The following is a 14,008-nucleotide window of genomic DNA, read 5'->3' as shown; positions in this document are numbered from 1 at the left end:
GCACCCACGCGAGGTGCCGGGCCGTCTCCGTACAGCGGAGAACCGAAGGGCTAAAGCTTCTCGATCACGTAGTCGACGCACGCCGTCAGCGCCTGCACGTCCGCCGGGTCGATCGCCGGGAACATCGCCACGCGGAGCTGGTTGCGGCCCAGCTTGCGGTACGGCTCGGTGTCGACGATGCCGTTGGCGCGCAGCACCTTGGCGACGGCCGCCGCGTCGATCTCGTCCGCGAAGTCGATCGTGCCGATGACCTGCGAGCGCTTCGCCGGGTCCGTGACGAACGGGGTCGCGTACTTCGACTCGTCGGCCCAGCCGTAGAGGTGGCCGGAGGACGCGGCCGTGCGGCCCGTCGTGAAGTCCAGGCCGCCCTGGGTGTTCATCCACTTCAGCTGCTCGTTCAGCAGGAAGAGGGTGGCCAGCGCCGGGGTGTTGTACGTCTGGTTCTTCAGGGAGTTGTCGATCGCCGTCGGCAGCGAGAAGAACTCCGGGACGTGCCGGCCCGAGGCGTGGATCCGGGCCGCGCGCTCCAGCGCCGCCGGGGAGAACACGCCGATCCACAGGCCGCCGTCGGAGGCGAAGGACTTCTGCGGGGCGAAGTAGTAGACGTCGGACTCGGTGATGTCGACCGGCAGGCCACCCGCGCCCGAGGTGGCGTCCACCAGGACGAGCGCGCCCTCGTCGGCGCCCGCGACGCGCTTGACCGGCGCCGCGACACCCGTGGAGGTCTCGTTGTGCGTGAAGGCGTAGACGTCGACGCCCGCCTCGGCCCGCGGGTCCGGGTGGGTGCCCGGGTCGGAGGCGATGACGGTGGGGTCGGACAGCCAGGGCGCGAGCTTCGCGGCCTTGGCGAACTTGGACGAGAACTCGCCGAAGTTCAGGTGCTGGGACTTCGACTCGATCAGTCCGTGCGTCGCCACGTCCCAGAAGGCGGTGGAGCCGCCGTTGCCGAGGATGACCTCGTAACCCTCGGGCAGGGAGAAGAGCGCGCGCACCCCGTCCCGTACCTCGCCGACCAGGTTCTTGACCGGGGCCTGGCGGTGGGACGTACCGAGGAGGGAGGTGCCGGTGGCGGCCAGCGCGTCGAGCGCCTCCGTCCGCACCTTGGAAGGACCGGCGCCGAAGCGTCCGTCTGCGGGCTTGATGTCAGCGGGAATCTGGATGTCGGCCACGGGACGGAGCGTAGTCCCTCGGTGGCACGGCCTCGTAACCGTGTCCGTCCGATGAGACGTGCGCTCCGACCCGTGGGCCCCGAGCGGAGGGGCCTACTTCTTGTCGCCGCCGAACGGGCAGCCCAGCTCCACCGGCAGCTCGTGCAGGTCGTTCTGCGTCACGATCGGCTTGTTGCGCAGTTCGGACGCCGGGACCGCCAGGTCCAGTTCCGGGAAGCGCTCGTAGAGGGCCGGGAGCGCGATGCCCGCCTCCAGGCGGGAGAGGGCCGCGCCGGGGCAGACGTGCGGGCCGTGGCCGAAGGCGATGTGGCGGTTCGGGGTGCGGGTCGCGTCGAAGTCGCCCGCCGTCGGGCCGTACTGCTCCTCGTCCCGGCCCAGCGCGCCGAACGAGACGATCAGGCCCTCGCCCTTCGGGAGGATCTTGTCGCCGACCTCGATGTCTTCCGTCGCGAAGCGGATCAGGACGTGCGAGGTCGGGGTGTTCCAGCGCAGCGTCTCCTCGATCACGCCGTCCCAGGCGATCTCGCCCTTGAGGACCTTCTTGCGCTGCTCGGGGTGGGTCTGGAGCGCTTCCACCACGTTGACGATCAGGCTGATCGTGGTCTCGTGTCCGGCGGCGATGATCAGTTGCAGCGTGTTGACGATCTCCTCGTCGGTGAGGTGGTCGCCGTTCTCGGAGGCCGCGATCAGGGCGCTGGTCAGGTCGTCGCCCGGGTTCGCCCGCTTGGCGTCGACGATCTTCGTGAAGAGCGTTCCGAGGTCCGCCATCATCTGCGGGACCTCCTCCGGCGGCGTCTGCGTCGAGAAGAACTTCTCGAACAGCTCCTTCAGCCGCGGGTGGTCCGCCGCGTCCACGCCCATCAGCTCGCTGATGACGTTCATCGGGAGGGGGTAGGCGAACTCCGCCTTCAGGTCCACCGGCTGTCCGGCGGGCAGCGCGGCCAGCTTCTCCAGGCTCGCGTTCGTCAGCGCCTCGATCCCGGCGCGCAGCCGCTCCACCCGCTTCACCGTGAGCGCCTGCGCCACCAGCGTACGGAGACGGCGGTGGTCGGCCCCGTCGACCGTCAGCATCGAGCGCCCCGGGTTGGCCAGGCCGATCAGCGGCCAGTCCATCGGTATCTCGCCGCGCCGCCAGGCGTTCCAGACGTTGATGTCCTTGACCACCCGGCTGTCGGTGAGCAGCGCGCGGGCCTCCGCGTGGCGGGTGACCGCGTAGACGTGCACCCCGCCCGGCAGCTCCACCTCGGCCAGCGGACCGGCGGCCCGCAGCGCGGCGCTCTCGCCGTCGAGGTCTCTGACGAAGGGGTCGAGCGCGATACGGGTCATGCGGGGCCTCCGTGGCTTCCGGGTCTGCCGAGGGCAGGGGTGGGAGTGAAGAGCACCGGCAGGTCCGTCAGGCCGCGCAGCCACGGCGACGGGCGGCGGGTGAGCTGCTCGGCGGGGACGGCGAGGTCCACGTCCGGCAGCCGGTCGAGCAGGACCTCGATGCCGGTACGGGCGATGACCTCGGCGGTCTCCTGGGCCGGGAACGGGCAGCGGTGCTCGCCGTGGCCGAAGGAGAGGAAGGCGTTGTTGCCGCCGGTCAGCGCCGAGCCGTCGGTGCGCACCTGCGGGTCGCCGTTGGCGGCGGCGAGGCCGAGGAGCAGCAGGTCGCCGGCGCGGATGTGGCGGCCGCCGAGGTGGGTGTCGCGGGCGGCCCAGCGGCCAGCCACGTTCTGCGTGGGGGTGTCCTCCCAGAGGACTTCGTTCATCGCTTCCGCGACGCTGTGCCGGCCGCCCGAGAGCGAGGCGGCGAACCGGTCGTCGGTGAGCATCAGGCGCAGCGAGTTGCCCATCCAGTCGGCGGTCGGCTGGTGGCCGGCCGCCATCATCACCATGAGGTCCTGGGCGACCTCCTCGTCGGTGAAGCCGCCCGGGTCCGCGATCATCCGGCTGGCCACGTCGTCGCCGGGCTCGGCGTGCTTGTCGGCCAGCAGCTGGAACATCGAGGCGCCGAGGTGCTGCTGTCCGGCGAGGGCCCGCTCCCGGCCGTCGATCATGTCGTTGATCGAGTCGGCCAGCGGGTGGGCGATCTCGTCGGAGAAGCCGTAGATCCTGGCCAGGACGAGGGCGGGGAGCAGCTTGGCGTACTCCGCGATGATGTCGACCGAGCCCTTGGTGCAGAACCGGTCGATCAGCTCGTCGGCGAACTCCTCCGCGTACCGCTTCAGGGAGAACGGGTCGACGCCCTCCAGCGCGTTGCTGATCATCATCGCGCGGACGCTGTGGCGCTCGCCGACCGTGTAGAGGATCGAGGGCTGCTTGCGCCCGATCATCGGCAGCAGCGGCCATTCGTCGGGGATGCGGTCCCACTGGTTCCACAGGTCGGAGTCCCGGCTGAAGAGGACCGGGTCGCCGGTGACCTGGTGCAGTTCGCGGTAGCCGAGGACGAGCCAGGCGGGTACGTCGCCGTCCAGGACGACCGGGGCGATCGCACCGTGGTCGCGCCGCAGGTCCCGGTAGAGCTGGACGGGGTCGCTCTGGAAACGGGGCCCGGACAGCGGGACGGAGGTGTGGGTGACGGGGCAGCCGGAGACAGTGGTCACGGGGCGGGCTCCGGGGTCGGGCCGGCCGCCGCCAGGGCCGCTTCGGGCGCGGCCGCCGCGGGGGCGGTCGTTCCCGTGGCCTGGAGGCGGGCGGCGGAGAGCGCGGCGAGGTGCTCGACGAGCGTGATGAGCACGTACTTGCTGGAGGACCGGTCACGCGCGTCGCACTCCACCAGCGGTACGTCCTCCGAGAGGTCCAGGGCCTCCCGGATCTGCTGCTCGCTGTGGAGCGGGCCGCCGAAGTCGTTGCACGCCACGATGAACGGCGTGCCGTGGTGCTCCAGGCGGTCGATGGCGTACCAGGAGTCGGCGAGCCGGCGGGTGTCGACGAGGACGACCGCGCCGAGCGTGCCGGAGAACAGCCGGTCCCACAGGAACCAGAAACGCTCCTGTCCGGGCGCGCCGAAGAGGTAGAGCACGGAGCGCTCGTCGAGCGTGATCCGGCCGAAGTCGAACGCCACCGTGGTGGACGTCTTGGCGTGGACGCCGGCGAGGTCGTCGACGGCCTCGCCCGCGCGGGTCATCGTCTCCTCCGTGTTGAGCGGACGGATCTCGCTCACGGATCGGACCATGGTGGTCTTGCCGACGCCGAAGCCGCCGACGACAACGATCTTGAGTCCGTTGTCGGCGGTGGAGCTCAGGGTGGCGCGGTCAGAGGTTGCGGAGTCCAACGAGCACCTGTTCCAGGATGTCGGGGTCGGGGAGCCGGTCCGCGACACGGGCTGTACGGGGGTGGCGGGCGCTGATCCGGCCGGTGTCGAGCAGGTCGCAGAGCAGGATGCGGACGATGCTGACCGGCAGGCTCAGGCTCGCGGCGATCTCGACGACGGCGGTGGGGCCCTGGCACATCCGCAGGATCGCGACGTGCTCGGACTGCATCCCCGGGGACGGGTCGCACTCGGCGACGACGAGCGTCACCAGGTCGAATGCGGCGGAGTCGGAACGGCTGCGTCCCCCGGTGAGGGTGTACAGCCGGTCCGGATCGTCGTCACGGCCCGGTCGGGGGCGGGGCGCCGTCGTCATACGGCCGGGGCCTCGGCGGGTTCGCGCGGCGGCGCGACGAGGTGTTCGCCGAGCTGCTCGACGAGCTCGCTCATGTTGTGGCCGACGAGGCCCACGTCGGAGTCCTCGTCGGCGACGACGGCCAGGTGGGCCCCGGCTCCCGCCTCGACGATGAACAGCACGCCGCCGTAGAACTCGGCCATCGCGGACCGTACGCCGCCGGTGCCGTCGCCGAACTCGATGGACGCGCCGTGCGACAGGCTCTGGATCCCGGCGGAGATCGCGGCCAGCTGGTCTGCCTGGTCGACGGAGAGCTCGGGGGTCCGGCACAGCTTGAGGCCGTCGCGGGACAGGACGAGGGCGTGGCGGGTACCGGGGGTGCGGTCGAGCAGCCCCTCCAGCAGCCAGTTGAGCTTCTCGTCGGTGGTCGCGGTCATCGGGTGTTGCCTTCCGGGTGCGATGAGTTGGCTCGTACCGCCTTGCTGAAGGTGCTGAAGCGCGCTGCCTGGACCTTCGGGTCGGTGGTACGGGCCCGGGGGGTGTCGGCTCCGCCGGGGGCGGCGTTGCCGGTACGGGCTTCGGCGGCGGCCAGCGTGCGGCCGCGGCGGCGCTTGGGCAGGCCGCTCTCGCCGAACTCGGGCACGGAGCCGGTGGACTCGGAGACCGAATCCGCCGGGGAGCCCGGGGAGTCCGCTTCCGCCGCCGGGGTCAGGGGCGTGGAGGCGTCGTCCTCGGTGCGGGTCCGGGGGGTCCGGGTCGCGGGGGCGGTGTCGGTGGGGTCCGCGTCCGTTCCGGCGGCCGATGCGTGCGAGGGCTCCGGCTCGGTGGGGGCGGTGACGGCGGGCGCGGCGGTGACGGCGGGCGGTGCGGTGCCGGCCGGGGCCTGGACCGGCTGGGGCTGGGTCGCCGGGGTCGCCTGGGCCGGGGCCACCGGAGTCGGCGCCGTCGCGCGGGAGATGAGGTCCTGAGGGAGCATCATCAGCGCGCCGGTGCCGCCGCGTGCGGACGGCCGGAACGAGACGGTCAGGCCGTGCTTACGGGCCAGCCGGCCGACGACGGCGAGCCCGAGACGGGTGCCGGAGAGGTTGGTGAGGTCCTGGTGGTCGGCGGAGACCGCCCGCTCCGCGCGGCGCAGCTGCACCTCGCTCATGACGAGCCCGCTGTCCTCGACGGTGATGACGATGCCCGCCGGGACCTCCTCCACGTACACGTGCACCTCGGCGGTGGGCGGCGAGAAGTTGGCCGCGTTGTCGAGGAGTTCGGCCAGCGCGTGCATGACGCCCTCGGCCGCGTGGCCGGCGATCGCGACATCGCTGGTGGAGTGCAGGCGGACCCGCTGGTAGCTGCCGATCCGGCCCATCGCGCCGCGCAGGATCGACTCCATGACGATCGGCTTCGCCCAGCGCCGGCCGGAACGGGCCCCGGTCAGTACGGCGATGGAGTCGGCGAGGCGGCCCGCCTGTGCGGTGCGGTGGTCCAGGTGGAGCAGGTCCCCGAGGACGGACTCGTCGGAGTGCCGGTGCTCCATCTCGCGGAGGTCGGCCAGCATGCTGGTGGACAGGGCCTGCATCCGCCCCGCCGCGTTGGCGCAGGCGGCGACGGCCGCGGAGCGCTCGGTCTCGGCGCGGGCGGCGCGGGCCGTCAGGCGGTCGACGGTGACGCCGAGTCGGGCCTGCTCGGCGGCGGCGGCCGCGGCGATTCGCTCGTTCTCGGCGCGGGCCTCGGCGGCGACCCGGGCGGTCTCGGCGGAGGCGGCGCCCTTGATCCTGGCCGTCTCCGCGGTGAAGCGCTGGGCCTCGACGGCGGAGGCGGAGACCAGGCGCGAGGTCTCGGAGGTGAACCGCTGGGCGTCGGTGGCCCGCAGGGCGCGCAGCGTCCGCGCGGTCCCCAGGGTGTGGACGGTGACGGCCACGCAGACGCTCAGCAGCACGGCGGCTGCGCCCGCGCCCCAGGCCAGCGGGGTCCGTACCGTGTCAGGGGCCGCGGCGACGGCCCACAGGGTCAGCGTGCCGGTTGCGGCTGCCGATATCAGCAGGGCGAGTGCGGTGGGCCGGTGTGAGGGGCGCAATCGGAGTCCTCGGTGGCGGACGGTGCGGGGCGGTACAGCGGTGCTGGTGCGGCGAATTCAGGACACTTCGTCACGGGTGCGGGCGATCCTGCACAACTGGAACTGATAGTTCCTGCGCAAGTCTTGGTCACTATAGGAGACTTGACGGTCTGTTTGGGAAGATCTTGTGGGCTTTTTTGTGCGGCTTATGCACTTTCATCCGTGCGCATCCCAAGAGTTCATCTGGACCGGCGGCATGCTGAAGGAATGGCCGAACAACATCGACCGCATTCCGGACCGTCCACCGGGCCGTCTCCCGCAGCCTCCCCGGCTTTCGTCGCGGCGCTCCGCTCCGCCGTGCGCGGCGCGAGCGACTTCGGGCCCGCCGTCCGGGCGCTGACGACGATGGACGCGTCCAACTACCGCCGCGTCCCGCTCGGTGTGCTCGCCCCGCGCGACGCCGACGACATCGCGGCCGCGCTGACGGTCTGCCAGGAGTACGGGGTGCCGGTCGTCCCGCGCGGCGGCGGCACGTCCATCGCCGGGCAGGCCACCGGCACCGGCCTCGTCCTCGATCTGACCCGCCATCTGCGCACGATCCTCGACCTGGACCCCGCCGCCCGCACCGCCGTCGTCCAGCCCGGGGTGATCCTCGACGACCTGCGGGCCGCCGCCGCACCCCTCGGCCTGACCTTCGGCCCCGACCCCTCCACCCACAGCCGCTGCACCCTCGGCGGAATGATCGGCAACAACTCCTGCGGCGCGCACTCGGTCGCCTGGGGCACGACGGCTGACAACGTGCGGGGGCTGTCGGTGATCCGGTACGGGGGCGAGGCACTGCGCCTGGAACAGGGCAGCGGCACGGGCCCGGCGGGCACCGGCGCACGCGGGGCGGGGGCGTCCCCCGGCCCCCGAGGCGTGAGCGAACTCGTCGCCGACCACCTCGCCCTCCTCCGCACCGGCTACCCCGACCTCCCGCGCCGCATCTCCGGGTACGCGATCGACGCCCTGCTCCCCGAACACCCCGGCGGCCCCGACCCGGTCCGGGCGTTCTGCGGCAGCGAGGGCACCCTCGGCGTCGTCACCGAGGCCACCGTGCGCCTGGTCGAAGCGCCGCCCGCCCGCGCCCTGGCCGTCCTCGGGTACGCCGACGAGTCCGCCGCCGCCGAGGCCGCCCCGGGCCTCCTCCCGTACGGCCCGCTCACCGTCGAGGGCATGGCCGCCGACCTCGTACGCGAACCGGCCGGGCTGCTGCCGCGCGGGGCCGCCTGGCTGTTCGTCGAGACCGGTGGAGCCACCCCGGCCGAGGCCCGCGCCCACGCCGAACGCGTCCTGCGGGCCGCCGACGCGGTGGACGGGACCGTCGTCTCCGACCCGGCCGGGCAACGGGCGCTCTGGCGGATCCGCGAGGACGCCGCCGGGACCGCGACCCGGATGCCCGACGGCAGTGAGGCCTGGCCGGGGTGGGAGGACTGCGCGGTGCCGCCCGCCCGACTCGGCGCGTACCTCCGCGACTTCCGCGCCCTCCTCGCCGAACACGGCCTGCGCGGCACCCCGTACGGCCACTTCGGCGACGGCTGCATCCACGTCCGCATCGACTTCGATCTGATCACCGAGGCCGGGGTGGCCCGCTTCCGCCGGTTCTCCGAGGAGACCGCCGACCTGGTCGTCGCGCACGGCGGCTCCCTCAGCGGGGAGCACGGCGACGGGCAGGCGCGCGCGGAGCTGCTGCCCCGGATGTACGGGGACGAACTCGTCGCCCTCTTCGGCCGGTTCAAGGACCTGTGGGATCCGGACGGCGGCCTGAACCCCGGCGTGCTGGTCCGCCCGGCCCGCCTGGACGAGAACCTGCGCTTCGCGGTCCTTCCGAAGGGCCCGGTCGACGTGGAGTTCGGCTATCCGCAGGACGGCGGGGACTTCGCGGGCGCGGTCCGCCGCTGCGTCGGCGTCGCCAAGTGCCGTACGACGGAGGCGACCGGCGCGGGCGTGATGTGCCCGTCCTTCCGTGCGACCGGCGAGGAGGCCCACTCGACCCGGGGCCGGGCCAGGCTCCTCCACGAGATGCTGGCGGGCGAGGTCATCACGGACGGCTGGCGCAGCACGGAGGTCCGGGACGCGCTCGACCTGTGTCTGTCCTGCAAGGGCTGCCGCAGCGACTGCCCGGTGGGCGTCGACATGGCCACGTACAAGGCGGAGTTCCTGCACCACCACTACCGGGGCAGGCTCCGGCCCGTCGCCCACTACGCGATGGGCCGCCTCCCGCAGTGGCTGCGCCTCGCCGCCCCCTTCGCCCGCCCCCTCAACGCCCTGGCCCGGCTGCGCCCCCTCGCCGCGCTCGCGAAACGCCTGGCGGGCATCGCGCCCGAACGCGCGATCCCGGTGCTGGCGACCGCGACGTACAGCCGGTGGCTTCGCGCCCGACAGGGCACGGGGGCGCACGTCCTGCCGACGGACCGGGTGGTGCACCTCTGGGCGGACACCTTCACCGAGCACCTGTCCCCGCAGGTGGGCCGGGCGGCGGTCCGGGTGCTGGAGGAGGCGACGGGGCGTACGGTGCTGCCGCCCGGCCCCGGCCTGTGCTGCGGCCTCACGTACGTATCGACCGGCCAGCTCGACGCGGCCCGCGGGGTGATGCGCCGCACCCTGGACCGGCTGGGCCTCCTCCCCGGCGCACCGCTCGTCGTCCTGGAGCCGAGCTGCGCAGCGACCCTCCGCACCGACCTGCCCGAACTCCTCCCGGACGACCCGCGCGCCGCCGAACTCGCGGGCGTAGTACGGACGTTCGCCCAGTACCTGGAGGAGTACGCCCCCGACTGGACACCGCCCCGCCTGGACCGCCCGGCCGCCGGCCAGACGCACTGCCACCAGCACGCGGTCCTCGGCGACGCGGCGGAACGGCGGCTGCGCGAACGGATGGGGCTGGCCGGCGAACTCAGCGGCGGCTGCTGCGGACTGGCCGGGAACTTCGGCTTCGAGAAGGGCCACTGGGAGGTGTCGGTCGCCTGCGCGGAGGAGCAACTGCTCCCTGCCGTACGGAAATCCGGCCCCGGGGCCGTACTTCTCGCGGACGGCTTCTCCTGCCGTACGCAGCTCGACCAGCTGGCCGGACGGCGGGCCCGGCACCTCGCCGAGGTCATCGCGGAAGCCCTCCCGGAGACCGGTCGTCCGCCGGTGCCCGGCGCCGGCCGGAGGCCCGGACGGCTGCGACGACGGTGAGGAGGACCGTGACGGCCGAGATGACCACGAGCACCCAGAGGCCGGTGCGGTAGCCGTCCAGCGTCCTGGCCCCTTCGCCGCCTCCGGTGTGATCGACCGCCATGGTGGCGGTCACCACGGCGAGCACCACGGCCGCGCCGACCTGGTAGCCGGTCTGCAGGACGCCGGCCGCCAGGCCCTGTTCCTCGTCGGCCACGTTCGACGTCGCCTGGACGTTGGCGGCGGGGAAGGAGAGCGGGAAGGCGATACCGATGAGGAGGATGCTCGGGAGGATCACCCACAGATAGCCGGAGTTCTCGTCGATGCGGAGGAAGAGCAAGTAGGAGGCGGTGTACGCGACGAATCCCGCCACGATCATCCACTGCACGCCGAACCGGGAGATGAGCCTGCCGGACCGGGGCGCGATCGTCGCGATGAGCAGCCCGATCGGGAGGAAGGCCAGGGCCATCTCCATCGGGGACCAGCCGCGCAGCGTCTGGAGGTACAGGCCGCCGATGAACTGGAAGCTCATGTAGGTGCCGAGGATCGCCGCGGCCACCAGGCCGGCTCCGACCAGGGACCGGTTGCGCAGCAGTCCGAGACGCAGCAGCGGCTGGGAGGCGCGGGATTCGATGACGGCGAAGGCCACCAGGAGTGCCACTGCGGCCGCGAACACCAGAAGGGTGCGGGCGGAGAGCGGCCCGGCGTTGGGCGCCTCGACGACGGCGTAGACGAGGAGCAGCATCCCGGCCGTCACGGTGACGGCGCCGGCCACGTCGAAGGAGCCTCGTGTGCGGTCCGACACGACGTCGCGCGGTACCAGGGTCATCCCGCCGATCAGGGCGGCGACCGCCACCACGACCGGCAGCAGGAAGGTCCAGCGCCAGTTGATCTCGGTCAGCGCCCCGCCGACGATCACGCCGGTGGAGTAGCCGACCGCGCCGCAGGCCGTGTAGATGCCGACCGCCCGGTTGCGCTGCGGGCCCGCGGGAAAGTTGGTGATGATGATCGACAACGCGGCCGGTGCGGTGAACGCCGCTCCGATGCCCATGACGAACCGGGCGGCGATGACCACCAGGCCCTCGTCGGTCACCCCACCGATCAGCGACCCCGCGGCGAAGACCGCGACGCCGACGAGGAACACGCGGCGTCGTCCGACGAGGTCCGCCATCCGGCCGCCCAGCAGCAGGAAGCCGCCGAAGCCGAGGACGTAGGAGCTGACGACCCACTGCACGGCCGCGGTGCTCATCCCGAGATCGGCCTGGATCGGGGGTACGGCGATCCCGACCATGATGTTGTCGAGGGCGTCCAGGAAGAACGCGGCACAGACGCTGACCAGCAGGCCCCACTCGCGGAGCCCCCACGGTTTCCGGGTGTCGTCGGCATCGGCCTTCTCACCACCCGCGGGTTCGACCTGCACTTCGCCTGATGCACCGGGAGTTGCCATCAGTTCACCTCTCTTGGCTAACTATCAAAAGTGACTTTAGGGGTTAGCGTCGAGAGTGTGCAACCACTGAAGTAGGGTTGAGGGGTTAGCGCTTCTCGGTACGGCCCGGAGGGATGCGCGATGGCCCCGGCCGACCCCCGCCCGTTCGTCGGTGAACCCGTCGCCATCGACCTGCTGAACACGCTCCCGGCGGGGAGGCCGAGTTCGCCGATCCTTCCTGGGGTGCGGCCTGGCCGGCCGCCCGGGACTGCCTGCGGCTCCTCGACGCCGCCCCGGACCGTGTCCGCCGGTGCGCCCAGCCGGACTGCATCCGGCACTTCGTCGACACGTCCCGCAACGGCACCCGCCGCTGGTGCTCCATGGCGCTGTGCGGAAACCGCGCCAAGGTGGCCCGCCACTACGTCCGCAACCGCGAACCCCGCGCCGGGGCCGCCGACGCGTGATGCTCACCCCCGCGCGACGATCTCCCGGGCCAGCGCGAGCAGTTGGGGCAGGGCGGGGTGGCCGGGGGCGTCGCGGCGGGCGAGGAGGACCGGGACGCCGGGGGCGTCGTCGAGCGGGACGTAGGCGACCCCCGCGTGCGGGTGCAGGTCCGCGGTCGAGGCGGTGGACACCCCGCTGCCGCGGCCGGCGGCGATGGCGGTCAGCCAGTCGTCGGTGTTGCCCACGGTGAGGGTCGCGGCCGGGCGGGCGTGCGGCGGCCAGAGGTCCACGGTGGTGGTGCCGGAGACGGTGTTCAGGACGACCGGGCCGGCCGCGAGATCGGCGAGTTCGAGCGAGGCGCGCGCCGCGAGGGGGCCGTCCGCGGTCACCGCCGCCACCCGGACCTCGGTGAACAGCACCTCGGCGACGAGCCCCGGCGCGTCCACCGGCCCCCGCAGCAGCGCCGCATCGACCTCGCCCCGGGTCAGCCCGGCGGTGCGGTCGTCGATCCGGAGCAGTTCCAGCGGGGTGGCCGGGAAGCGTTCCTGCCAGGTCCGCAGCAGAGGGGTGGTGTACGGCCCGAACGCGGACCAGGCGTGCCCGAGCCGCAGCGGCCAGGTGCGCAGCCGGCCCGGGTCGAGCGCCTCGTCGAAGGCGGCGACCGCGGCGGCGGCCTTGTCGCGGAAGGCGACGCCGTCCGGGGTGAGGGCGAGGTGGTGGGTGGAACGGTCGACGAGCCGGACCCCGAGGTGCCGTTCCAGCGCCGCGAGGGTGCGGGACACGGCGGGCTGGGTCAGCCGGAGGCGGGCGGCGGCGCGCGTGATGTTGAGCTCGTCGGCGACCGCGAGGAAGGCCCGCAGATGCCGGAGTTCCACGGGGCGGCCGGGGACGGATTCCTCGCTCATGCCCCGGAAGCATAACGAGAGCATGATCGGCATTTCACGGAACGCGCGGCCGTCCTTACCGTGAAAGGAAACCCGTGGCGGCCACAGTTCCTCATCCTGTACCGTCCAGTACATTGCAGTGCACTAACCCGCTCGCCCCTGGAAGGCCCCCCGTGAACGACCAGCGCAGCGCCGCCGAACCGGCCGCCGCAGCCGTCGCCGTACCCGAAGCGGTGACGGCACTCGACGACGCCGGGGCGGGCGCGGACACCCGGGGGGCCGTGGGCGCGGGCGCGCCGGGCAAACGGTCCTGGGCCGACCGGCGGGTGGCCCTGGCGCCGATCGCGCTGGTGGTCGCCGGTGGCCTGTCCGTCCAGTTCGGCTCGGCCGTCGCGGCGCTGTTGATGCCGAAGGCGGGCGCGCTGGGCGTCGTCACCCTGCGGCTGGCGGCCGCCGCGCTGATCCTGCTGGTGGTCTGCCGCCCGAAGCTGCGCGGCCACTCGCGGGCCGACTGGGGCACGGTGGTCGCCTTCGGCGTCGCGATGGGCGGCATGAACACGCTCTTCTACCTGGCGCTGGACCGGATCCCGCTCGGCATTGCCGTCACCCTGGAGGTGCTGGGCCCGCTCGCCCTCTCGGTGTTCGCCTCCCGCCGCCTGATCAACGTCCTGTGGGCCGGGCTCGCCCTCGTCGGCGTCGTCCTGCTGGGCGGCGGCGGGTTCGACCGCCTCGACCCGGTCGGCGCGGCGTACGCCCTGGCGGCCGGGGCGATGTGGGCGGCGTACATCGTGTTCAGCGCCCGCACCGGCCGCCGCTTCCCGCAGGCGGACGGGCTCGCGCTGGCGATGGTGGTCGCCGCGGTCCTCTCGCTGCCGCTCGGCATCATCGAGTCCGGGGCGAAGCTCACGGTCCCGTCCACGGTGGCGCTCGGCGCGGCCGTGGCGGTCCTCAGCTCGGTCCTCCCGTACACCCTGGAGCTGATGGCCCTGCGTCGGCTGCCCGCGCCCACGTTCGCCGTGATGATGAGCCTGGAACCGGCCATCGCCGCCGGTGCGGGCTTCCTGATCCTGGACCAGGCCCTCTCCACGACGGACGCCCTCGCCATCGCCCTCGTCATCGGGGCGAGCATCGGCGCGGTGCGCAGCCGGTCGGGCCCGCGCCGCGAGGGGTGAGCCGCGGCTCTCCTCCCTCGTCCTCCCGGCGGGGCAGGCGGAGTTGGTGGCCCCCCCGCCGGCGGGGCGGCCCCCCCCCCAAAC

11 protein-coding genes and 1 pseudogene are annotated in these 14,008 nt (G+C 73.1%); 3 read left to right on the top strand and 9 right to left on the bottom strand.

Annotation, left to right across the window (positions count from 1 at the left end; translation table 11 throughout):
* Positions 1 to 50: 50 nt before the first annotated feature.
* The 7 genes from serC to ACFWM7_RS26100 form a co-directional block, all read right to left on the bottom strand.
* Entirely contained in the window at positions 51 to 1,169 is a 1,119-nt protein-coding gene (serC, locus tag ACFWM7_RS26130; protein WP_383264712.1) for a phosphoserine transaminase, read from the bottom strand.
* Between the two features lie 93 nt (positions 1,170 to 1,262).
* The gene (locus tag ACFWM7_RS26125) at positions 1,263 to 2,495 is read right to left on the bottom strand and encodes a cytochrome P450 (RefSeq protein WP_383264710.1); all 1,233 of its coding nucleotides are present in this window, start codon (positions 2,493 to 2,495) and stop codon (positions 1,263 to 1,265) included.
* Positions 2,492 to 3,754 carry a cytochrome P450 gene (locus tag ACFWM7_RS26120; protein WP_383264708.1) on the bottom strand — a complete coding sequence of 421 codons (1,263 nt, stop codon included), beginning with the start codon at positions 3,752 to 3,754 and terminating at the stop codon, positions 2,492 to 2,494. The genes ACFWM7_RS26125 and ACFWM7_RS26120 overlap by 4 nt, the downstream gene beginning before the upstream one ends.
* Positions 3,751 to 4,425 (bottom strand): ATP/GTP-binding protein, encoded by a 675-nt coding sequence (locus ACFWM7_RS26115; RefSeq protein ID WP_383264705.1) that lies wholly within the window; start codon positions 4,423 to 4,425, stop codon positions 3,751 to 3,753. Before ACFWM7_RS26115 ends, ACFWM7_RS26120 begins: the two co-directional genes overlap by 4 nt.
* Positions 4,406 to 4,777 carry a DUF742 domain-containing protein gene (locus tag ACFWM7_RS26110; protein ID WP_383264703.1) on the bottom strand — a complete coding sequence of 124 codons (372 nt, stop codon included), beginning with the start codon at positions 4,775 to 4,777 and terminating at the stop codon, positions 4,406 to 4,408. Before ACFWM7_RS26110 ends, ACFWM7_RS26115 begins: the two co-directional genes overlap by 20 nt.
* On the bottom strand, positions 4,774 to 5,193 hold the full coding sequence (locus ACFWM7_RS26105; protein WP_030709614.1) for a roadblock/LC7 domain-containing protein: 420 nt from the start codon (positions 5,191 to 5,193) through the stop codon (positions 4,774 to 4,776). Before ACFWM7_RS26105 ends, ACFWM7_RS26110 begins: the two co-directional genes overlap by 4 nt.
* Positions 5,190 to 6,824 (bottom strand): ATP-binding protein, encoded by a 1,635-nt coding sequence (locus ACFWM7_RS26100; protein ID WP_383264700.1) that lies wholly within the window; start codon positions 6,822 to 6,824, stop codon positions 5,190 to 5,192. Before ACFWM7_RS26100 ends, ACFWM7_RS26105 begins: the two co-directional genes overlap by 4 nt.
* 246 nt (positions 6,825 to 7,070) lie before the next feature.
* Here ACFWM7_RS26100 and ACFWM7_RS26095 point away from each other — a divergent pair, with 246 nt between their 5' ends.
* A complete protein-coding gene (locus tag ACFWM7_RS26095; RefSeq protein WP_383264697.1) occupies positions 7,071 to 10,019 on the top strand; it encodes an FAD-binding and (Fe-S)-binding domain-containing protein in 2,949 nt (982 codons plus the stop codon).
* Here the strand turns inward: ACFWM7_RS26095 and ACFWM7_RS26090 are convergent.
* A complete protein-coding gene (locus ACFWM7_RS26090) occupies positions 9,937 to 11,418 on the bottom strand; it encodes an MFS transporter (protein ID WP_383264694.1) in 1,482 nt (493 codons plus the stop codon). The two genes, ACFWM7_RS26095 and ACFWM7_RS26090, sit on opposite strands and share 83 nt — an antisense overlap.
* A gap of 212 nt (positions 11,419 to 11,630) precedes the next feature.
* On the opposite strand from ACFWM7_RS26090, the pseudogene ACFWM7_RS26085 reads away from it, so the two are divergent.
* A pseudogene (locus ACFWM7_RS26085) lies at positions 11,631 to 11,888 on the top strand (CGNR zinc finger domain-containing protein); the annotation flags it as partial.
* A gap of 3 nt (positions 11,889 to 11,891) precedes the next feature.
* Here ACFWM7_RS26085 and ACFWM7_RS26080 read toward each other — a convergent pair.
* Entirely contained in the window at positions 11,892 to 12,773 is an 882-nt protein-coding gene (locus ACFWM7_RS26080; protein WP_383264691.1) for a LysR family transcriptional regulator, read from the bottom strand.
* Positions 12,774 to 12,925: 152 nt separating this feature from the next.
* On the opposite strand from ACFWM7_RS26080, the gene ACFWM7_RS26075 reads away from it, so the two are divergent.
* Positions 12,926 to 13,924, top strand: a complete 999-nt coding sequence (locus tag ACFWM7_RS26075; protein WP_383264688.1) for a DMT family transporter — start codon at positions 12,926 to 12,928, stop codon at positions 13,922 to 13,924.
* The last annotated feature ends 84 nt before the right edge of the window (positions 13,925 to 14,008 follow it).

Source organism: Streptomyces sp. NPDC058375, from assembly GCF_042723425.1.
In the GTDB taxonomy this organism is placed as follows: domain Bacteria; phylum Actinomycetota; class Actinomycetes; order Streptomycetales; family Streptomycetaceae; genus Streptomyces; species Streptomyces durocortorensis.
The sequence above is the reverse complement of the archived record's forward strand: the minus strand, read 5'-3'. Positions and strand labels throughout refer to the sequence as shown.

Bases quoted from the DNA above. Each gene is read 5' to 3' on its own strand.
- ACFWM7_RS26125 (WP_383264710.1), bottom strand. From the start codon at position 2,495: ATGACCCGTATCGCGCTCGACCCCTTCGTCAGAGACCTCGACGGCGAG.
- ACFWM7_RS26105 (WP_030709614.1), bottom strand. From the start codon at position 5,193: ATGACCGCGACCACCGACGAGAAGCTCAACTGGCTGCTGGAGGGGCTG.
- ACFWM7_RS26080 (WP_383264691.1), bottom strand. From the start codon at position 12,773: ATGAGCGAGGAATCCGTCCCCGGCCGCCCCGTGGAACTCCGGCATCTG.
- ACFWM7_RS26095 (WP_383264697.1), top strand. From the start codon at position 7,071: ATGGCCGAACAACATCGACCGCATTCCGGACCGTCCACCGGGCCGTCT.
- ACFWM7_RS26110 (WP_383264703.1), bottom strand. From the start codon at position 4,777: ATGACGACGGCGCCCCGCCCCCGACCGGGCCGTGACGACGATCCGGAC.